General features: G+C 41.7%; 14 protein-coding genes. 12 read left to right on the top strand and 2 right to left on the bottom strand.

Translation table 11 applies throughout. From position 1 onward, the window contains the following. Nucleotide 1 precedes the first annotated feature (1 nt). The 11 genes from Q0502_RS09315 (at nt 2) to Q0502_RS09365 (ending at nt 17,540) form a co-directional block, all read left to right on the top strand. Complete coding sequence (locus Q0502_RS09315; RefSeq protein ID WP_298649903.1) at nt 2-1,198, top strand: 6-bladed beta-propeller; 1,197 nt, start codon at nt 2-4, stop codon at nt 1,196-1,198. A 46-nt stretch (nt 1,199-1,244) separates the two neighbouring features. Next, a complete protein-coding gene (locus Q0502_RS09320) occupies nt 1,245-1,838 on the top strand; it encodes a hypothetical protein (RefSeq protein WP_298649904.1) in 594 nt (197 codons plus the stop codon). A gap of 32 nt (nt 1,839-1,870) precedes the next feature. Next, nucleotides 1,871-2,737 (top strand): signal peptidase I, encoded by an 867-nt coding sequence (gene lepB, locus Q0502_RS09325; protein WP_298649905.1) that lies wholly within the window; start codon nt 1,871-1,873, stop codon nt 2,735-2,737. Between the two features lie 7 nt (nt 2,738-2,744). After that, a complete protein-coding gene (locus Q0502_RS09330) occupies nt 2,745-4,577 on the top strand; it encodes an O-antigen ligase family protein (protein ID WP_298649906.1) in 1,833 nt (610 codons plus the stop codon). Nucleotides 4,578-4,579: 2 nt separating this feature from the next. Continuing rightward, a complete protein-coding gene (locus tag Q0502_RS09335) occupies nt 4,580-5,647 on the top strand; it encodes an efflux RND transporter periplasmic adaptor subunit (protein ID WP_298649907.1) in 1,068 nt (355 codons plus the stop codon). 44 nt (nt 5,648-5,691) lie between these two features. Then, the gene (locus Q0502_RS09340) at nt 5,692-8,775 is read left to right on the top strand and encodes an efflux RND transporter permease subunit (protein ID WP_298649908.1); all 3,084 of its coding nucleotides are present in this window, start codon (nt 5,692-5,694) and stop codon (nt 8,773-8,775) included. Nucleotides 8,776-8,794: 19 nt separating this feature from the next. Beyond that, entirely contained in the window at nt 8,795-10,285 is a 1,491-nt protein-coding gene (locus Q0502_RS09345; RefSeq protein WP_298649909.1) for a TolC family protein, read from the top strand. Nucleotides 10,286-10,291: 6 nt separating this feature from the next. Next, nucleotides 10,292-13,588 (top strand): efflux RND transporter permease subunit, encoded by a 3,297-nt coding sequence (locus Q0502_RS09350; RefSeq protein WP_298649910.1) that lies wholly within the window; start codon nt 10,292-10,294, stop codon nt 13,586-13,588. A 997-nt stretch (nt 13,589-14,585) separates the two neighbouring features. Beyond that, entirely contained in the window at nt 14,586-15,539 is a 954-nt protein-coding gene (locus tag Q0502_RS09355) for a substrate-binding domain-containing protein (RefSeq protein ID WP_298649911.1), read from the top strand. Nucleotides 15,540-15,610: 71 nt separating this feature from the next. Then, nucleotides 15,611-17,068 carry a VWA domain-containing protein gene (locus tag Q0502_RS09360; protein WP_298649912.1) on the top strand — a complete coding sequence of 486 codons (1,458 nt, stop codon included), beginning with the start codon at nt 15,611-15,613 and terminating at the stop codon, nt 17,066-17,068. 115 nt (nt 17,069-17,183) lie between these two features. Beyond that, complete coding sequence (locus Q0502_RS09365) at nt 17,184-17,540, top strand: hypothetical protein (RefSeq protein ID WP_298649913.1); 357 nt, start codon at nt 17,184-17,186, stop codon at nt 17,538-17,540. Nucleotides 17,541-17,627: 87 nt separating this feature from the next. Here Q0502_RS09365 and Q0502_RS09370 read toward each other — a convergent pair whose 3' ends face one another. Then, the gene (locus Q0502_RS09370; protein ID WP_298649914.1) at nt 17,628-19,499 is read right to left on the bottom strand and encodes an AMP-binding protein; all 1,872 of its coding nucleotides are present in this window, start codon (nt 19,497-19,499) and stop codon (nt 17,628-17,630) included. 368 nt (nt 19,500-19,867) lie between these two features. On the opposite strand from Q0502_RS09370, the gene Q0502_RS09375 reads away from it, so the two are divergent. Next, nucleotides 19,868-20,461 (top strand): sigma-70 family RNA polymerase sigma factor, encoded by a 594-nt coding sequence (locus Q0502_RS09375; RefSeq protein ID WP_298649915.1) that lies wholly within the window; start codon nt 19,868-19,870, stop codon nt 20,459-20,461. A gap of 12 nt (nt 20,462-20,473) precedes the next feature. Here Q0502_RS09375 and Q0502_RS09380 read toward each other — a convergent pair whose 3' ends face one another. Beyond that, a complete protein-coding gene (locus Q0502_RS09380; protein WP_298649916.1) occupies nt 20,474-21,361 on the bottom strand; it encodes a hypothetical protein in 888 nt (295 codons plus the stop codon). Between the last annotated feature and the right edge of the window lie 258 nt (nt 21,362-21,619).

The raw sequence follows: 21,619 nt of genomic DNA on the forward strand, positions 1-21,619 counted from the left end.
TATGGAAAAATATTACTATATAATCCTATTGATTGTCATGCATATTTCATGTGACAAAGGGGATGTACGTCGAGAGGTAACGGCAGATACCTTTATTTTCATTGATCGGGAGGAAATTAACATAGAAGTGATGGAGAAAGCTTCGACATATATAGAAGCCGTTCAATATATTCCTTTAGAAACTAATAATCAAAATATAATCGGAAATGTTACAAAAATCATATTATCTTCTAATTATATCCATATTTACGATAGTCAAACTAATAATGTCTATCAGTTTGATTATAAAGGAAAATTTGTAAGAAAAATAGGAACAACGGGAAATGGACCGAATGAATATGTAAGAATATCTACTTTTTCCGTTAATCCAAAAACAGGGAATATAGCAATTTATTGTGAAATTAAGCAATCAATAATTGAATTCACTTCGGAAGGATTACCAATTTCGGATAGAAAATTGGGATTTGTTTGTTCTGATTTTATATATTATGAGGACGGATATATGTTTTACGGGGGAAGATTCCCAAATCAAAACATATTTAAAGATATTTTTCCGGAACAATATCGATTGGTAAATATAGGTGCAGATAATGAAATAGTGGAAAAATATTTACCTACAACATATAATGAAGAATTATTAAGAACAGCTATTACCTCTGAGAGAAATTGTTTATATTACACACATGACAATGAGCTTAGGTTATTGGAAAAGTCAAATGGACTTGTATATGATGTGAATAATAATATGAAGTCAATTTACGTTGTTGATTTCTATAAATATACAATACCTGTTAGTTTTTTTTATGATTCAGATATTGGAGAGAAAGATATCCAATGCATTGAAAAAAGTGATTGCTGTTATTTATCATCATTTTTTGAGACGGATAACTATATTTATTTATCATATGTTGTAAACGGTTATAATAAAATGATTAGCCAATGCATGTATCTTAAAGGAAATGCAAAATCTGTCAACATTGGACCGATATGGGTTAATGACATTGATAACATAGCCATGCCGACAATCATTACATCTTTTAATAATTCTCTAGTCGGGTATTACGAAGCATATGAATTAAAAACGATGATTGATTCGAACACAAAAGAGTTAATATCAAAGATAACAGAATTGGGTGAAATAGTAAAAGAATCAGATAACCCGATAATCAGTATCATAAAATTAAGAGATATAAGTTGACTCTGTCATTATTCGTTTAGCGTTGATTTGTAGATTATTTCTTATTATGAAAACAATAATTTTAATACTCCTTGTATCAGCCATCAGTTGCATGAACGTTCATTCGCAAACCGTCATACATTCGTCTAAGTCAGATGAACGTATTATTTCTTCCGAAAAGATTGAATACCTAAATATGGAAGTAGGATGGGCGCAAGAAAAGAAAGTGTGGTATTATTATGGGAACCGGATAATGGTTACGCCTGTATCCTACAAATTGATAGAAACAACAGACAGCACTTATATGTCGAATGGGAAAGAAATTAAGATCCGGATAGAAATCAGAGAGGAATCATCCGGCAGTTATCAAACTTCTGAAGATGGGTGGAAGTGGAATAATGGAATTTGGATCTTTAGCGGGGATACCGTCCGTTCATATCCTCCGTCTTTTACAAAAAAAGGCCATGTAAGGAAAATGAGAATCGATAATGATGGCCGGAAAACGATTCAAACGGCTGAAATAGAGGAATTTTATCGAATTGATAGTGAGAAATGGACTTGGAGTTCAGATAGGAGAATTTGGCTTTATGACAATATTGACGTTCATAAATTGCCTAAATATAAAATCATAAAGTCAAGGATAGTTACTCATACCAATTAATACGGATCAATTACATCAAAAATTTAAGAAAATTGAAAGTCAAAAAAACGACAAGATCAATTATCCAGTGGATCTTTATCATTTTGGGTGCCATTGTTCTCGCTGTCTCCCTGCGTGTCTTTATCTTCGACACCTACACGATACCCACCCCATCGATGGAACCGGCCATCATGTCGGGCGACCATGTGGTGGTGAATAAACTCGTGCCGGGCCCCCGCATTATCAGGAACTTCTTTTCCTTGGGGAAAGGAGTAAAACCGGTCTTTACGAGATTAACCGGCTGGAAGGTTGAACGTAACGATGTGCTTATCTTCAATTTCCCATATTCAGACCGGGGGCGGATGGATTTGGATATGAACCTTTTCTACGCTAAACGGTGCGTTGCGGTTCCGGGTGACACCTTTTATATCGAAAACGGGTTCTATAAAGTAAAGCATGTTTCAGACACATTGGGATACCATGAAAATCAACGTATCCTGTCTGAAAGGCCGGACCATGAATTTGCCCCCGAGATATTCCATTGTTTCCCTTACGACTCTCATCATACATGGAGTATCAAGAATTTCGGACCGGTTTATATTCCGGAAAAAGGATCCACAATGCCGATCGACACCCTGAATGCAATAATATACCGGAACCTGATCACATATGAAACCAGGAAACCGGTATCGGTAAAAAATGGGACAGTGGTATTAGGAGATAGTGTTATCAGTGAATATACTTTCAACAGGAACTATTATTTTATGGCTGGCGATTATGTTTTCGATTCCCAGGACTCCCGCTATTGGGGGTTATTGCCGGAAGATCATATCACAGGAAAGGTCTCTTTTGTATGGAACACCAAGGATATGCGTACCGGTAAGATCAGATGGAACAGATTTTTGAAAAAAGTAAAATAGAAGAAAGGTGCTGAAAAAGATCGTACATAATTCAATCAACTCCCTATTACTGGTGCCATTTATAATGGTGTTGAGCACTGTTTTTATCGTCAGTAAGGATTTGGCAAACGGAATAGTGGCGGGAAAATATTTCTGGTTTTATCTTTCCATGATGCTGATTTCCGTAAATATTATGGTTTCTTTCTGTATGAACCGCAAAAAAGTTGTTTTTTCCATATTGGATATACTCATCGGCATATTCTGTGTTTCCGGAGTAGTAATAACATACATCCATAACGAAAGTATATCTAACAAATCGGTAATATTGTTACTGGTCTTACTCTTGTATTTTTATTTTAAAGTCTTCATCGTCCAATATAGATGGAACGCGTTTATCCTTATCATTGTCTTTGTTTCCACGGGATTTGTTGAGGCAATATGGGGCTTAAAACAACTGTATGGTTTCTCTTCTTCACAACATAGCCTCTTTAAAACGACAGGTTCATTTTTCAATCCGGGCCCTTACGCCGGGTACCTGGCAATGATCATGCCGCTCGCATTTTACTATATCCTCAACGATTACCGCATATTTAAGAATAAATTCCAATATACCCATATTCCATTCTATTGCAGAGGGGGGATATCTCTCCTGTCATTTTGCAGTATTTTGCTGGTACTCCCGGCAACAATGAGCCGGGCTTCATGGATTGCTGCGGTTACAGGTTGCCTTATAGCAGGCATATTATACCTGATGAAAAATCGAAAACTAAAAATATACATCAAACGTTTTCGCAACCACATACTATTTATTTTGTTGGGAATAGTAGCCCTTTCAATGGTCGGATTGGCAGGTATTTATTATTTAAAAAAGGATTCGGCGGATGGAAGGGCCTTTATCTGGAAAACGTCCATACAGGTTATCAAAGAACACCCTTTGGGAGTCGGTTTAGGTAATTTTCCCGGGGTTTATGGTGAAAAACAGGCTGAATATTTTGGCACACAACAAGGCTCGGAACAGGAGCAACTTGTAGCCGGGAACCCTGAATACGCATTCAATGAATATGTGCAGGTATGCGTTGAGTCCGGAATAATTCCATTCTTCCTATTCATTTCTATAATTATATGTATTGTTTATACTGCCGTCAGGAAAAAAAGATACGCGCCCCTTGGTGCCTTTTCCTCCATATTGGTCTTTGCTGCTATGTCATACCCGTTCAGTATCCTTCCATTCCTGATCTCATTTGTTTTTTTAATCGCTTTATGCCTGCCGGACAATCTGGCAAAGAACTACGCTTATTCACCAAAACTTTCAGTGACAATCATCTTTATTGTAGCTTTATTTTTTATCACAACGTTCTCTATCTATAACAGGTATCCGTCATATGATGCATATAAGCGGTGGAATAAATCGAAAACTTTATATGGCGTAGGTCTATACAAGGATGTGAATAAAGAATATGCCAAAATATATCCTTATCTTGATCATGAAGTAGAATTTTTATTTGAATACGCTCAAAGCCTTTCCAGATCAGAGTACTATGAGGAAAGCAACCGGATTTTAGAGAAAGCCATAAGAATCAGTTGCGACCCGATGCTATACAATATCACGGGAAAAAACCACCAGGCAGTTGGTAATTATGCTTTGGCAGAACAATATTTTAATAAAGCGGCTATGATCGTGCCCAGCCGGCTATACCCTTATTACCTGCTGGCGAAACTCTACGATGAGATGGGAGACAAGGAAAAAGTGTGTCAAATGGCCGGATTTATCCGGTCAAAAGAAGCCAAAGTACATTCTACGGCGGTTGATGAAATGAGGGAAGAAATGAGATCTCTATGTGAAAAATATAAAACGAAATAATTATGTCAAAGAAAATTCTTATGGGTATCGTCCTTACATCTGTATTGTATTCATGCTCATCCAACAAGGAAAATGAAGAGAACGAAAAGGAAGTGATAACAGAGATACCACAAGATAAACCGGTGGAGGTGAAAGCTAAACTGTTGGAATACCGGGATTTCAACTATGAATTGATCTCCAATGGGACAATAGCTGCCTTGCATAAAGCGGATTTACGCTTTCAGTCGCAGGAACACATTGTGAAGATATATGTGAAGAACGGCGAAAGAGTGGCCAAGGGCCAAAAATTGGCGGAACTCGATAAGTTCAAACTGCAGAACAGTATGGAACAGGCAGAAGAATCATTCGAGCGGGCCAAACTCGATTTGCAGGATGTGCTTATAGGCCAGGGATATTCTCTTGTCGATTCCACACAGATCCCCCCTGAAATAATGAAAATCGCCAAAATCAGGAGTAATCACGAGCAAAGCCGCAATAATTATATAATGGCTAAATACAATCTGGATATGACCACATTATACGCCCCGTTTAACGGGGTCATAGCGAACCTTACCGTCAAGGAATACAACCAGCCCGGAGGGGATCCCTTCTGTACGATTGTCGATAACCAGAATCCCGAAGTGGTCTTTCATATCCTTGAAAATGAATTGGCTCTTATTAATCTGAATGATAAGGTAATAGTATCTCCTTTCTCTCAAAATACGTATTCCGTAGAGGGAAGGGTATCCGAAATGAACCCCATCATTGACAAAAACGGGATGGTAAGAGTGAAAGCTGTGGTAAGCAACCGGGACAATAAATTTTATGAAGGCATGAATGTAAAAGTGCGTGTACAGCGTTTGTTGGACAAACAGCTTGTAATCCCCAAGTCCGCTGTGGTATTAAGGACTAATAAAAAAGTGGTATTTACATTGAAAGGCAGTAAGGCCATGTGGAATTATGTGGAAACAGCGCAGGAGAACTCCGACAGCTATGTACTTGTCCCGGATAAAATAAATGCCGGAGATAGTGTGATATATGACGGGAATATGAACCTGATGGATCAGGTACAGGTAATCGTTAAACGGTAAATTATGAAAATCTGAGTTGTGAATTAAAATTATAAAATAATTGCATGATCAAATATCTTATTCATCGCCCCATATCCGTATTGATGGTTTTCTCGGCACTTTTTATACTGGGTATTATTGTCTACATGAACATCCCGGTATCCCTGCTGCCCAATATAGCCATACCCGAAATGACCGTGCAGATATCCGGGCAGAATACTTCTGCCCGTGAGTTGGAAAACACGGTGGTCAGCCACGTCCGCCAGCAGTTGATGCAAGTGGGCAAACTGCGGGATATCCGCAGCGAAACCCGTGATGGCCACGCGGTCATTCGACTGAGTTTCGAATATGGGACCAATACCGACCTGGCCTTTATCGAAGTGAACGAGAAGATCGATGCCGCGATGAACTACCTGCCCCGTGAAATGACCCGTCCGCGGGTGATCAAAGCCAGCGCTACCGATATCCCGGTATTCAGCCTGGACCTCACCCTCCGTTCCGACAGTAGCTTCGAACAAACCGATGTCGCAAAATTCATTGAACTGGGTGAGTTTGCAGAAAGTGTCATCCGGCGGCGCTTCGAACAACTGCCCCAAGTGGCGATGATAGATATGTCGGGGATGATGAAAAAACAAATCATGATTTCTCCCGATAAGAGAGTGCTTGATATCAGCGGTATTACATTGTCTGATATCGAGAGGGCATTGAATAATAATAATGTGGATCCGGGGAGCATGGTTGTCCGTGACGGATATTATGAATATGTGATCCGTTTTTCCTCCATACTTAGGACGCTGGAAGACATCGGGAATATTTATATCCGCAAGAATGAACGTATATACCAACTGAGAGATCTGGCCAAAGTGGAGTTTGCACCTGAAAAAGAACAGGGAATGGCGATATACAACGGTAAGCGTGCCATCGTCCTTTCGGTAATAAAACAGTCGGAAGAAAATATGAGCAGCATGCAGCGTGCCATGAATGAGGTGGTAGGGCAATTCCGGAAAGATTTTCCGGAAATAGAGTTCAATATGACGCAAAACCAGACGGAACTTCTCGACTATACGATATCCAATCTGCAACAAAACCTCATCCTCGCGTTTATCTTCGTATTCCTGGTCTCTGTGATTTTCCTGAAAGACGGGCTTTCCTCCGTTATTATCGGCCTGAGCCTGTTTGTATCGCTTGTTATCAGTCTTTTGTTTTTCTACCTGTTCAATGTTTCCCTGAATGTAGTCTCCTTAACCGGGTTGATCCTGGCTTCGGGAAACATGATAGACAACTCCATTGTCGTTACCGATAACATCGGACAATACCGGAAGCGGGGTATGGCGTTGGATCGAGCCTGTATAACGGGAACCAAAGAGGTGAGTGTCCCGATGTTGAGTGCCGCATTGACCAATATCTCTGTTTTTCTCCCCCTTATCTTTATGAGCGGGATAGCCGGTGCCATATTTTTCGACCAGGCGTTTTCCGTTACGGTCGGGCTTCTGGTTTCGTATCTTACGGGAATGACGCTTCTTCCCATACTTTACAAAATTGTATATTCAGCAAAGATTCCTTTTATCCTACATAATAAAAATACGGCAATAAAGAAAGAAGAAAAGGATTCCCTTGCCCAGAAAATGTACCATAAGGGGATTGATTGGGTATTCTCCCACAGGATGCTGACTTTGATGCTCATGCTTGTTTTGTCCCCGGTGTGTGTGGCGTTGTTCATGGTTATCAGGAAAGAAAAAATGCCGGATATCAACCAAAATGAGGTCATAGTGCATGTTGAATGGAACGAGAATATTCATATACAGGAAAATTATGGTCGTTGTATCCATTTCTTCAAAACGTTCGGATCCCAAACGGAGGAAAATTCCGGTCTGGCCGGCCTGCAACAATTTTTATTGGATCGGGACCGGGATTTATCTTCCACCGAAGCGGAGATTTATCTGAAAACCCCCACAGCAGAGGAAATAAATCAGCTGAAAGAAAGTATCCAAAACTATTTTCTGCAACGATATCCGGAGGCCTTGGTCACATTTTCGCCCGTAGGTAATATTTTTGAGAAGATATTTACCACCGGAGAAGCAGACCTGGTCGTGGAATACTATTCTACGGATAAAACCCGGAATGTGGATGCGGAGACAATTCTTTCTATTGAAGAAAAACTGGAACGTTCTACCGGAGAGGTCCCCGTGGGGAATTCGTTCCAGAACCAGGTGAATTTGCGTATAGACAGGGAAAAGCTGCTACTTTACAATGTTGATTACGATCTAGTCTACCAGACGCTAAGAACTGCGTTTAAAGAAAATCAGTTCGCGACACTACGTTCCCAGCAGCAATACCTGCCAATACTGTTAGGGGATGAAGAAAAAACGGTTACGGAGGTTATCGATAATACGCTGGTCGAGATCTCCACAAATAACGACGGCACAAAAAATAAAGTGGCCCTTTCCACTTTTGTGACAGCTACCCCTACCGAAGACCTGAAGACGATCGTGGCGGGAAAAGCGGGGGAATATATTTCCTTCCCGTACTTTGAGACAGACAATGCGGAACGGATCATGGACAAGGTAAAAACCGGGACAATAAAGGATAGGGATTGGGAGATTGATTTTTCGGGGGGATTCTTTTCCAACAGGAAGATGATCAACGAAATGATCGTGATCCTTCTTGTTTCGATCATGCTCATGTATTTCATCTTGGCCGCCCAGTTTGAGAATTTCAAACAGCCGCTTATCGTATTATTGGAAATACCGATCGATATCGCCGCCGCTTTGGGTTTACTGATCATTACGGGGCATACGCTGAATCTGATGTCTGCCATAGGTATCGTGGTCACCTGTGGTATCATCATCAATGACTCCATCCTTAAAATTGACGTGATGAATCAACTGCGAAAAGAAGGGATGCAGATTATGGAAGCGATCCATGAGGCCGGCCGCAGGCGGTTGAAAGCTATCCTGATGACCAGCATGACCTCCATTGTGTGTATGCTCCCACTTTTGTTTACCAATGACCTGGGGTCTAATCTCGAGAAGCCCTTGGCGATAGCTACCATCGGAGGAATGCTCATGGGGACTCCCGTCAGCTTGTTTGTCGTACCCTTGGTTTATTGGTGGATATACAGGAAGGAAGAAAAAAGAAAGGATAAATAAGATCTTAAATAAGCGATAAATGAAGACGAAAAGGATACTATTATTTTGTCTGAGTACAATTCTAGCCCCGGTTTGGGCTATTTCCCAGACAGTAACACTTGACCTGGACCGGAGCATCGAAATAGCTTCTGACAGTTCACTGCAGGCTTTCCGGGCAAAAAACCTGTATATGGCTAATTATTGGGAATACCGCTCCTTCAGGGCGGGCCGTCTGCCCTCATTGTCTTTAAGAACAACACCCATTCAATACCGGCGTGATTTTACACAAAGGTACGATTCGGAGAATAACATCGATGTATACAGGCGGCAACAATCGTTGCACACCTACGGGAACCTTTCCATAAGCCAGAATTTTGACCTTACGGGAGGTACATTCTTCATAGACTCGGAACTGGGGTATATGCGCAACTTCGGGGACAATACCTATTCGCAATTCAGTTCGGTCCCGGTACGTATAGGGTATTCCCAGTCCCTGTTTGGCTTTAACAGTTTTAAGTGGGAGAAAAAAATAGAACCCCTTAAATATGAAAAAGCCAAGCAGCAATTCCTGTATGCAATGCAGGAGATATCGGAATCGGCCATCTCTTACTTTTTCTCGTTGGCCATGGCGCAGGCAGAATACGACATGGCAAAAGAAAATGTGGCTTCTTCCGATACACTTTACCACATAGGTGCAAAGAGGTACAAGATAGCCTCCATATCCCAATCCGACCTGCTGACATTGAAACTCAATGTGGTAAATGCGCAGAATACCCTGCAAAACACGGAAATATCGCTAAAAAGAGCCATGTTCGGTTTTGTATCCTTTCTCAATATGGACAAAGAAACACACGTGATGCTCGAACTGCCCGGACGTCCGGAAAAAATAGAGATATCGCCGGATTTGGCCCTTCAATATGCAAGGCTGAACAATCCCGATTTTATGGGATTCGACCAGGAGAGGCTGGAAGCTGAAAGGGAAGTGGACAGGACAAAAAAAAGCTCAAATTTTGACGCCAGCTTTTCAGTGAGTGTCGGATTCAACCAGGTGGCCGGTAATTTGACGGAAGCATATAAAAATCCCCTTCAACAGGATGTAGTAAGTATCGGACTGACGGTACCTATTGTCGATTGGGGAGTACGCAAGGGCCGTGCGAACATGGCCCGTAATAACCTGAACGTGATAAAAATATCTATCCAGCAAAAAGAGATGAACCTGGAGCAGGATGTCATTATGACGGTAAATGATTTCAATGTCCAGCAAAACCTTATAAGTAGTGCCGAGGAAGCTTTGGAGTTGGCATCCATGGCCTATGATGTGACAAAAGAACGGTTTATTATCGGTAAAACCGACCTGAATAGCCTTATTCTTTCCCAGGAAAGACAGAACAGGGCGCATCAAAATTATATCTTGTCGCTCAGGAATTACTGGTTAAGTTACTATAAATTAAGGAAGTTGACGCTTTACGACTTTTTAGGACAAGAGGTCCTGAGCGAACAGTTTGACAGGATAGAAGGGGTGAAAAACTGATATTATATGCGGGATAAAGATGAATTGACATATAGGGAGAATAAGGAAAAAGAGAGGGCAACAGGAAGATTCCCTTCTTTCTCCATTATCGTTGTTTTTATTTGTTTACTTATACTGGGATTAATCCTGGTTCCACAGTTGTCTGTAAAGCTCAATCCCTCAAGGAAATATCCGGTAGTCAATATTTCGTTCAACATGTGGGGACAATCGGCAAGGGTGATAGAGATGGAAGTAACTTCCAGGCTGGAAGCAATGCTCATGCGGATAAACGGGGTTCAGGACATAAGTTCCTATTCATCCAACGGGCAGGGCAGCATAACGGTGAGGTTATCCGAACATGTTGATCCGGATATGGCCCGGTTCGAGATGTCTACGGTTATCCGCCAGGCCTGGCCTTCCCTGCCGCCAGGGGTTAGTTATCCTTCCCTTTATATGTCAGGAACAACGGAAGAAGTAAACCAGCCGTTCATCCGTTACACGATAAATGCACCTGTTTCCCCGATTTTGATACAAGAGTATGTGGATAATAATATAAAAACAAAACTCTCAGGGCTGAAGGGTGTCGATCGGGTAGATGTAAGCGGTGCCAGCCGGATGGTTTATAAGCTGAAATATGATTTTATCCAATTACAAAATTATAAAGTCTCCCTTAACGATATACGATCAGCCATTCAGGCATACCTGAATAAAGAATTCCTGGGGACAGGTAAAATAAATGATGAAGAGGGCCATGAGCAATGGATCCGCATAGCCCTTATTGCCGGAAACAGGAACCAGCCATTTAATCCCTCTGTCATTCAGGTGAAAAATAGCGATGGAACAATTATATACCTGGACCAGTTGGTAGAAACCAGCTTCGAAGAGGAGGAAGCCTCCAGTTATTTCCGGATAAACGGGTTGAATTCGATTTATTTGTCTGTAACAGCTGATGATGCGGCCAACCAGTTGAATATGAGCGGTCAGGTTCAGCGATTGATGAAAGAACTCGAAAAGTCCATGCCTTCGGATTATGAACTGCATTTGTCGTATGATGCAGGTGAATATATAAAGGCAGAAATGGATAAGATATATTTCCGTTCGGGACTTACCGTATTGATCCTTTTATGTTTTATATTACTTATCTACCGGAATTTAAAATATTCATTCCTCATCATATTTTCTCTGGTTACAAATATCTCGATAGCGGCAATTCTTTATTATCTGCTGAAAATCGAACTCCAGATGTTTTCTTTGGCGGGAGTGACAATCTCATTGACATTAATTATCGATAATGCTATCATCATGTCGGACCAGATTATCCAGAGAGGGAACAAAAAAGCTTTCCTGGCTATCCTGACAGCCACAATCACAACAATCGGATCGCTGGTCATCATATTTTTTATGGACGAGGGCATAAGGCTCAATTTACTGGATTTCGCATGGGTCATTATCATTAACCTTGTCGTATCGTTATTTATAGCGCTGTTCCTGGTGCCTGCTCTGATCGAAAAACTCAAAATAGGAAAGAAGAAAAAAAATACAGGCAAAAAAAATAAAATGCATCAACGCGACAGGCTGTCCCGTATCCTTAAGAAAATAAAGGATAAAAGGTCATTGGCCATATTCAACCGGGTGTACGAAAGGATCATTTTATTCATGTACCGTAAAAGAGTCTGGTTTATCGTGGCACTCATATTGGCTTTTGGACTGCCGGTCTTCCTTCTGCCTGATAAGATCGATAAAAAAACGGAAAGGGGTTATTTTACCATAATTGAAACAAAGGGATTGGGATTCTGGGGAAACCTGTATAATAAAACATTTGGCTCTCCATTTTATAAAGAGACAATAAAACCGGTGTCGGATGTCGCGCTCGGCGGGACGATGCGCCTGTTCGCACAAAAGGTGCGCACCGGGTCGTATGCATCCGGAGAACGCAGTGAAACATCGTTGAATGTAGCTGCTACCTTGCCCAATGGTTCAACCAGGGATCAGATGAACACACTGATCCGGAAAATGGAAAACTATATAAAACAGTATCCCGAAGTTAAGCAGTTTGAAACAACTATTGAAAGTGGGCAGAGGGCCAGTATACGCATATTATTCGTAAAAAACCATCAAAGAAGTTCGTTTCCCCATACGTTGAAATCCAGACTGGTCAGTAAAGCGCTTGAGCTGGGAGGTGGTAGTTGGGGCGTTTACGGTTTAGGAGACGGTTTTAATAATGAAATCAAGGAGCAGGCCGGTTCCAGCCGGATAAAGCTTTTAGGGTATAGTTATGACGACCTCAATACATTGGCTCTGGCTATGAAGGACTCCCTGATGCAGCATCGCAGGATAAAAGAGGTGACGATCGACTCAAAATTCAGTTGGTACAAAAGTGACTATATGGAGTATGTCTTTAACCTGGATAAGGAAAGGCTGGCCCAGGAAAATATCCTGCCGGCAGACCTATTCCATTCACTGACACCGATGTTTGAAAAAAATATACATGCAGGAGATTGGATTAACGAGAGCCGGATAGAACCTGTCCAGCTTTTTTCCGAACAAATTAGCAAACTGGATATCTGGAACATGGAAAACTATCCGGGAAGAGTGGGGGATAGGGGATATAAACTGACCGAAGTGGCAACCATAGAAAAAGCACAGGTTCCCCAGGATATTGCAAAGGAAAACCAGGAATACCGTCTTTGTCTGCAATATGAATATATTGGCAGTTACCAACAGGCCTGGAACGTGATGGAACGCACCATTCAATCCTTTAATCAGACAGCACCGTTAGGTTATAAGGCCGAAAGTGAAGCTTACAGGTACTGGTGGGATCAAGGGGGAACCAGCCAATACTGGTTATTACTCCTGGTAATAGGAATCATATTCATTACTACAAGTATTTTGTTTAACTCCCTGAAGCAACCCTTGGTCATTGTCTTTATCATCCCGGTTTCCTTTATCGGTATATTCCTGACATTCTACTTGTTCGATTTAAACTTCGATCAGGGAGGTTTTGCCGCTTTTATCCTTTTGGCGGGGATCTCGGTCAATGCAAATATTTATGTTTTGAACGAGTACAATAACATCAGAAGAGCCAATATTCGGATAACGCCAATAAAAGCTTATTTAAAAGCATGGAATGTGAAGATCAGGCCAATTTTCCTGACTATTGTATCCACTGTGCTGGGTTTTATTCCCTTCATGGCAGGTGAACATAAAGAGGCTTTCTGGTTCCCCTTGGCAGCAGGAACAATAGGGGGGCTTATATTATCCTTTTTTGCATTATTTCTGTTTCTTCCACTGTTTATGGGGGTGGGAAGGTGCCGGTTAACTTAATTAAAGGATATCCAAATACAGTTTTGTACTTCTTTTTTCAGGTCAGAATCATTTGCTTGATACGTCATTATTTGTTTTAATTATAGCTGTTTGACCATTTTGTGGTAGGTCAAAATCACATAACCCTATTGCCAGTCTTATTTTTAAAAAGTTTTCTACATGAAGATAAACCATATATTTCTTGTTTTAGTAATCATTCTAATGGCTTTTACTTTAGCATGTAATGGAAATCGAAATAACATTGAAAGCGGGAAAGCCTCTAATGATTCTTTGGAATTTACTTATTTAAGGATAAATCCCAAGAAATTTAAAGATAATAGTGAATGGAGAGGTAACCGGAAAATATAAATTTAAGTTCACGACCAATAAAGAGACATTTAATTATAATAACAGTGAGGCCGTGAATAACGCTATTTACGAGAAAATAAAAAATGGCGATTATGTCAAATTGGGTTCATGCCTTGAATCAGATCACTATATATTTTTCAGCTACGGAATGGACGATTTTGTAATGGAATCATACATCACTAAAAAGATTTCGAGGTCAATAATGTAGGCCTGTTCTATTTTGATGATTTCAATGGTATTTCTTTTGGAGCGAGCATGATAAGTATTGAACGTAACAAATTAATAGCAACTATAGAACCGGCTGATTTACTTGCTCTAACGCAAAAAACAATAATGTATCGGAGAATCTCAGAGTTATAAAGAATAAAATAGACATGTCGGATAACCCGGTAATTATAATAATGGACTTAAAATGAAAACAAGCGGTGAGGCTCTGCTGGCAGAAGAATATGATAATTCACTGAAACCAATGGAGTAAGGAAAACTGACTTTTGGGGTCACTCCGGTTTTAGTATTAAATCCCTTTGTTTAAATATGTGTGAATAATCTGTATCTAACGTTAATAACTGGGTTTTTATGCAACATTTTTCTTAAAATTTCATCTATGGAAATAGAGGTGAAAACTTTCAATAACTGTATAAATACTTCAATGAAAAATTTAAGTCATTTATTATTAGGGTTATTCCTTATCCTTTTTCTTTTTTCCTGTGAAAAAGAGCCCATCGATTCCTCTTTTTATATAGAAGGAATGACTGCGGAGAATTATCCCCGTGTCGACGGTTCCACTTCCACGGCGCCCTTACAAACGCTTATTGCTTGTAAACTATTGAATTGCCGTTATGAATGGCGGCAACTGTTACATGCCTATTTCACATGGGAAATTGCGCCGAATTATGACGATGTGCCTCGCAGTTTTTTCGAAGAACGGATAAAAACATCGCAAACGCACCATTCTTTTATCAACTTAATCGATAAAAAGGCCGATTTTATTTTGACGCATCGTACCGTGTCGGACGATGAGAAAAATTATGCCGGGCAAGCCGACGTATCGTTAACAGAGACTCCGGTCGCACACGATGCTTTTATTTTTATCGTTAACGAGGAAAATCCTGTTAAATCGCTTACCCATAAGCAAATTCAGGATATTTATATGGGAAAGATAACCAATTGGAAAGAAGTCGGCGGAAACGATATGCCGATAAAGCCTTATGTACGGAATCAAAACTCCGGCAGTCAGGAACTGATGGAGACCATTGTGATGAAAGGGTTACAAATGCCGGAATGGAGCGAAGAAGCGGAACTTTCGAGCATGATGCTCGCTTTTACGCAGGTTCGCAGCGAAGAAAATGCTATCTGCTACACCGTATATTATTATAAAGAACAAATTGTGAGAGATGCCGAGCGTGTAAAAACATTGTCCGTCAATGGAATTTATCCCGATAAGAGCACCCTGTCAAGTCAAACTTATCCTTATATGGCGGATGTGTACGCCGTAATTCGTTCGGATCTGGGCAGGTTGTCCAATGCGTACAAACTTTATGAGTTGCTTCAAACAAAAGCGGGAAAGAGTGTAATTGCACAAAGCGGATATATTCCGAATTAATAAGAACGGAGTAATCTATCCCGTGCGCTTTATGATAAAAAACAGACAATAATAATTTAAAATCCCGGTTTATGAAAACAAACACTTATTTTTTTGCGCTTTTTGTATTGGCTTTTTTTATTTCGTGCCAATCGGGGCACGAAGATGACATTAATTTAGGGGATTGGAACAAGGGTGAAATGCCGGATATGTATAACGAGAAGTACAAGGACTATGATGAAAATCCGTTTTTGAAAGTAAGCGAATTCCCAAAATCCACGTTTTCCATTGACGCCGACGGCGCCTCTTATGCCAATATGCGCCGTTTTGTGTATCTCGGGCAAAAGCCGCCCAAAGCTTCGGTACGGACCGAAGAATATGTCAATTATTTTACGTACAATTATCCTGAACCTGAATCGAATGAAAATGTTGCATTGAGTTCCGATATTGTTACCTGTCCGTGGAATGAAGAGCATCATATTCTGCGATTGGGCATGAAAGGAAAAACTATTCCCGAAAATCAGTTGCCCAGTTCCAACTACGTGTTTCTGATCGATGTGTCCGGTTCCATGAACTCTCCCGATAAACTGGGTATCCTGAAAACAGGATTCAAGCAATTAGTGGACGAATTAAATCCGGAAGACCGGATCGCCATCGTCGTCTATGCCGGGCAGGTGGGGGTGCTGCTGCCATCTACCAGTGCATCAGAAAAGGATAAGATTAAAAACGCGATCGATAAGTTAGGCGCCGGAGGTTCAACGGCCGGGGCAGCAGGAATTACAACGGCATACGAAATCGCACAGGAAAATTTCATTCAGGATGGGAATAACCGCATCATATTGGGAACCGACGGCGACTTTAATGTGGGTATTTCCTCCACCGATGATTTAGTAGAACTGATAGAGGAAAAACGGAAAAGCGGCATTTACCTCACGGTGCTGGGTGTAGGTGGAGGCAATCTCAACGACCACATGATGGAACAAATTGCCAATAAAGGGAACGGCAATTACGAGTATATCGATAATGCATCGCAGATACAGAAAGTATTTGTGTATGAGAAATCGAAATTCCATACGGTTGCTAAAGATTCCAAAATACAGATTACGTTCAATCCCGATAGGGTGGACTCTTACCGGCTCATTGGCTATGAAAACCGTAAATTGAAAGATGAAGAGTTTGAAGACGACGAAAAAGATGCCGGTGAAATAGGTGCTTCCCAGACCATTACAGCATTGTATGAAGTGGTGTTGAAGAGCACGGATGCTGCGGGCGAATACGCCGATTTCGATTTCCGTTATAAATTTCCGGACAGTGATAACAGCCGGATACTGAATCTCTCCATTCAAAATAAACCGGTTAGTATAACTTCCGGTTCGCCTGAAACGCGTTTTGCAGTAGCGGTTGCCGGATTTGGCTTGCTTATGCGGGAATCGGAATACAAAGGTTCGCTCGATCTGAAAAAGGTAAAAGAGCTTGCCGGTTCTTCCCTTTCTTTTGATCCTAACGGGTACCGTAAAGAATTTGTGGAACTGATCGGAAAAGTGAATTAAAGTAAAAGAACCGGTATTAAAAATAGAAATACAGAAGCTGACGAAGATGAATATTATATGCCGATTTATTATTGTTTGGATCATTGCAGTGATTTTTTTCTCTTGTGATAAGAATATGATCACTCCGCCGGACATAAATGCCCCCACAATTATAGACACGGAACTATACAATGGGATTTCCGGTGTGAATGTGTTGGATGCGGAGATTATTGGTGATGTGCTTAAAGTGAGCATCGGTGCAAGCGGTTGCGACGGTTCAACATGGGAAGCCCGGCTGATCAGTGCGGGAGGGATAATAAAAACAAATCCGCCGCAACGCGAAGTAAAAATAGAGTTTATAAACAAAGAAGTATGTGCTGCCGCGTTAACAAAAACGTTTGTTTTTGACCTGAAGCCTCTCCGGGTAAAGGAAATCCGAAAAGTAAGTATTCATTTAGAGGGGTGGCCTCACCTGTTATTATATACATATTAATTAAAAACGTCTTTGTTGGGGCATTACACTATAGGGTATAATATCCCAACAAATCATTTAACATTTTATTTTTGGTTGTTGGCGACCTTATATTTTCCTCAGCGCTTCCAGGTTCTCCGCGGAAGCGGCTTGTTTTCCTTCGGGCGTATAGAGCGAGGCGATCCTCGAAGCGTATGTTTCATATACTTTATGCTTTACGATCTTCATGGTGGAGTTCACCAAACCGTTCTGTTCGGAAAAAGGCTCTTCTATCACGGCAAAGCCTGAAGGGATCCAACGGTGGGGAAAGAGACCGTCATGCTTTCCGCCGCTCCTGTACTCATTCAATGCTTTTTCTATCAGAAGGGCCGCCTGTTCGGGATCGGCTTTCACTTTTTTCAGTTCTGCTGCGTTCGGCACGATCAGTGCCGTGGTATAGGGACTCTGATTGTTATAAAGCACACACTGGTCGATAAAGGGTGATGTGGAGACGATCGATTCCTCGATCCCTTCGGGAGAAAACTTTTCACCGTCATCACTGATCAATAACGACTTTGTACGCCCGAGCACGTAGAGGTAGCCATCTGCATCGATATATCCCATATCTCCTGTCCTGAGCCATCCGTCCACGATGGTTTCGGCTGTTGCCTGGGGATTTTTCCAATATCCTTTCATCACATTTCCTCCACGAATGATGATTTCTCCTTTTTCACCCGTGGGCACCGCCTGCAGGTTGTCGTCCACAATCCTGATATCCATGCGCGGCATCGGCTTGCCCGACGATCCCAACTTGTGCTCGTGTTGGCTGTTTGCCGAAATAATGGGGGTGGCTTCCGAAAGTCCGTAGCCCTGGTACATAGGTATACCGATCGCGTAAAAAAAGCGCTGCAGTTCAATGTCGAGCAACGCACCGCCACCGATAAAATAGTCCATATTGCTGGCAAACGATTTTCTTATCTTCGAGAAAATCAGCTTGTCGTAAATAGCCAGCATCCAACGCCCTCTGCCGCCTTTGTTGTACCCTTCCTTATTATACGCGTAGGCCGTTTTAAGCGCTCTCCTGAATAGTGCGGAGGTAAATTTTCCCTTTTTCTCGATCTCCGTTTCGATGTTTTTCCGGAAATTAACGGCAAGTGCCGGAACGCTCATCAGTAGATGGGGATTAATGATCTTCAGACTTTTGGGTACATTTCTCAAAATCTCCATGGGTGACTTTCCCATCGCGACGGAAGCAATGGAAGCCCCGCATTTCATGAAGGTGTAAATGCCTGCTGTGTGCCCGAAAGAATGATCCCATGGCAATATCAAGAGCGTGCGGTAATAAGAGGGCAGGCCGCGGAGGTGGTCTACTGCCTGTTCCGCATTGCACACGTAATTCCCATGGGTGAGCATGATCCCTTTTGGATTGGCGGTTGTACCGGATGTGTAGGATATATTCGCCAATGAATCGGCTTTCACGGTATCCATCCGTTCTTTTAAAGCCGAGGGATCCGTATTCATGAGCTTTCTCCCCTTTTCCATGACCGATTCAAATAACCATTCGTCTTTTTCGGGCTGATCTTCCGGATCGAGTAAGATATAGTATTTCACAGTATTGAACAATTCCTTTATCGGACGCAGTTTCGCTATTTGCTGATCCGATGCCAGCACGGCTACACACCCGGAATGATTGATCCTGAAACTCAAATCCTGCTCGGTTTGCAACTTTACGGACAGAGGCACACTGATTGCCCCGGCATGCAAAATGCCCAACTCGCCGATCACCCAGTTATTCTTTCCTTCGGAAATAAGGGCTACTCGGTCACCGGCTTCAATTCCTAAAGTAATGAGGCCTGCCGCGAATTGCATGGATTGTTCTTGTACCTGTGTATAGGTAAGGGAAGTATATTGTGTACCCTTTCTTGCTTCGTACAAATAAGGACGATCGCCATATTTTTCTACGGATTCGTTCAGGAAATCCAAGATAGTTCTGTCTCTCATATGATTGTATTTTTAAGAGGTCTGAAATTTGAGAGCCAAGATTATCAGAATAAAGAATCATGACATCTTTTCCCCTCGCGGATACAAATATACTATTATTTTCTACATAAGAAATTTTCATTGACGGTACTTTTTATGTATTGAGGTTGGTACCTGTAAAAGTAATATGAATCGGTAAAATAACCTGAAGACGTAACATGGATCTATTTTACCATTCAGGAAAAGGTACACAGTGAAATTTCATCTCTTATTATTTGGCGATTATACTTTTTTTATTTTTCTTTGTCTTATAAAATAAACGTTAAAATCATTTGCCTATAAGTCCTCTTTACTCTATTGAATTTATATAACAATTAAGAAGTAAAGCAATGGATACTTTCTGCATGATGACCGATGAGGAATTGGTTGTTTCGTATGCCGAGGGCAATGATGATGCGTTTGATGTACTCCTCAACAGGCACAAACAATCTCTTTACGCCTATATTTTCTATACTGTTCGTGATCAGGGGCTGGCTGAAGATATTTTTCAGGACACTTTTTTCAAAGCGATTACTACTATCAGGCAGGGTAGATACACTGAAACGGGCAGGTTTAAGGCATGGATCACCCGTATAGCGCACAACCTGATCATCGACTATTTTCGTCAGAGAAAAAATGAAAACACCGTTTCCAATGATGATTACGAGGTAGATCTGTTGAACAATTCCTCGCTGTGCGATGATACGGTAGAGCTGGAGATGGTGAAAACGCAGGTGTTCAACGATGTGAAGAAACTGATTGGTTTTTTACCTGATGTACAGCGCGAAGTGCTGGAGATGCGATATTACCGGGATTTAAGTTTCAAGGAGATTGCCGATGTTACCGGCGTGAGTATCAACACCGCCCTCGGACGCATGCGCTACGCCATTCTCAATATGCGTAAACTGGCGACTGACCACAAAATGATTTTAACCGTCAATTGAGCATGCTATTATTCATCTCCCCGGTCTGAAAAGTAGTTCCAGTTTGGGTTGCGGGCGCATCTTGCCGGAGAACATATCCCGGATCCAGATCATACCGGCTTCCACACCCATAGTGGGTTTGAACCAGTGTTCCACGGAGCCGCCGTAATAGGGAGTATTCATCATTGGCATCATGGGGCGGTTCGGCTGATTGTTGTTTTGTAATACAGGCATCCCTCCGTAGGCATTCAGATACCAGTCGTCGGAAAGCCGGTAGCGGCCATGCAGGTCGACCATTACTGCCGACTGGTTGAGGCTGAACATATTGCCGGCAGTCTTCATATAGGTCAGCCCTCCGTCGAACATCAGATTTCGATTCAGCTGGTAACTGGCGTCAATTCCTGTATTCCAGAAAGGCATTACCCCGAAATTGGAATTGTAACCACCGCTGATTCCCATCATCAATGCGGGATTAATGGTATAATGAGCTCCGGCATCTAATATGTAGTAATAGCCTTTGCCGAAAAAAGGAGTTTCCACCAGGCCGATTGTGGCGGATGAATGCAGCAGCAGGCCGGGCATCGGCATGGTAGTGGCAATGGCCGTACGGCTTTTGGTATTGATGAAGTCGGATGCGGCCCCATGCCAGTGGATGGGTGGGAGATTAGTATCCGAATGTTGTGGCGTCAGGGTGAATCGTTGGTAGGGAGTGAACTGCGGCAGAAGATTCTCTGCCGGATTCAGTCTGGGAAATCTTAAGGGAAGCTGCCCGGATCTGAGGGAATCGGCCTGTTTGGGTAATTCGCCGGTGACCCCGGTTTTCAGATCCAGACTATCCCCTTTCACCGGGATATCCTGCGCAAAACTTTTCGTGTATACGAAGAAGAGGATCATCAGAAGCGGAAAGTAAAATCGTCTCATATAGCCTGTGGAGTTAAGAGTTACCCTGCTGGAACAAAGATAATGTAAAAATTCAGGAAATCTTATTTTCAAATATCACTCTTTTCCTTATTTGCATTCTAATAAAACCTATACAGGGTGCTATTGCGGAACATTCAATCCTTCGTTTTCTATGGCATGAAAGAATTAGGAAGATTATAAATATTTGTTTTTGAGGGAATTGAGCTATTTTGAAAACTTGTTTCCAAAGCATAAAAAAAGAGACTGACTCTTGGTGTG

Origin of the sequence: uncultured Proteiniphilum sp., from assembly GCF_937873925.1 — a bacterium.
In the GTDB taxonomy this organism is placed as follows: Bacteria; Bacteroidota; Bacteroidia; order Bacteroidales; family Dysgonomonadaceae; genus Proteiniphilum.

Coding starts and splice junctions, on each gene's coding strand:
- Q0502_RS09360 (WP_298649912.1), top strand. CDS start 15,611: ATGAAAACAAACACTTATTTTTTTGCGCTTTTTGTATTGGCTTTTTTT.
- Q0502_RS09380 (WP_298649916.1), bottom strand. CDS start 21,361: ATGAGACGATTTTACTTTCCGCTTCTGATGATCCTCTTCTTCGTATAC.
- Q0502_RS09345 (WP_298649909.1), top strand. CDS start 8,795: ATGAAGACGAAAAGGATACTATTATTTTGTCTGAGTACAATTCTAGCC.
- Q0502_RS09350 (WP_298649910.1), top strand. CDS start 10,292: ATGCGGGATAAAGATGAATTGACATATAGGGAGAATAAGGAAAAAGAG.
- Q0502_RS09320 (WP_298649904.1), top strand. CDS start 1,245: ATGAAAACAATAATTTTAATACTCCTTGTATCAGCCATCAGTTGCATG.
- Q0502_RS09340 (WP_298649908.1), top strand. CDS start 5,692: ATGATCAAATATCTTATTCATCGCCCCATATCCGTATTGATGGTTTTC.
- Q0502_RS09370 (WP_298649914.1), bottom strand. CDS start 19,499: ATGAGAGACAGAACTATCTTGGATTTCCTGAACGAATCCGTAGAAAAA.
- Q0502_RS09315 (WP_298649903.1), top strand. CDS start 2: ATGGAAAAATATTACTATATAATCCTATTGATTGTCATGCATATTTCA.
- Q0502_RS09375 (WP_298649915.1), top strand. CDS start 19,868: ATGGATACTTTCTGCATGATGACCGATGAGGAATTGGTTGTTTCGTAT.
- Q0502_RS09365 (WP_298649913.1), top strand. CDS start 17,184: ATGATCACTCCGCCGGACATAAATGCCCCCACAATTATAGACACGGAA.
- Q0502_RS09335 (WP_298649907.1), top strand. CDS start 4,580: ATGTCAAAGAAAATTCTTATGGGTATCGTCCTTACATCTGTATTGTAT.
- Q0502_RS09355 (WP_298649911.1), top strand. CDS start 14,586: ATGAAAAATTTAAGTCATTTATTATTAGGGTTATTCCTTATCCTTTTT.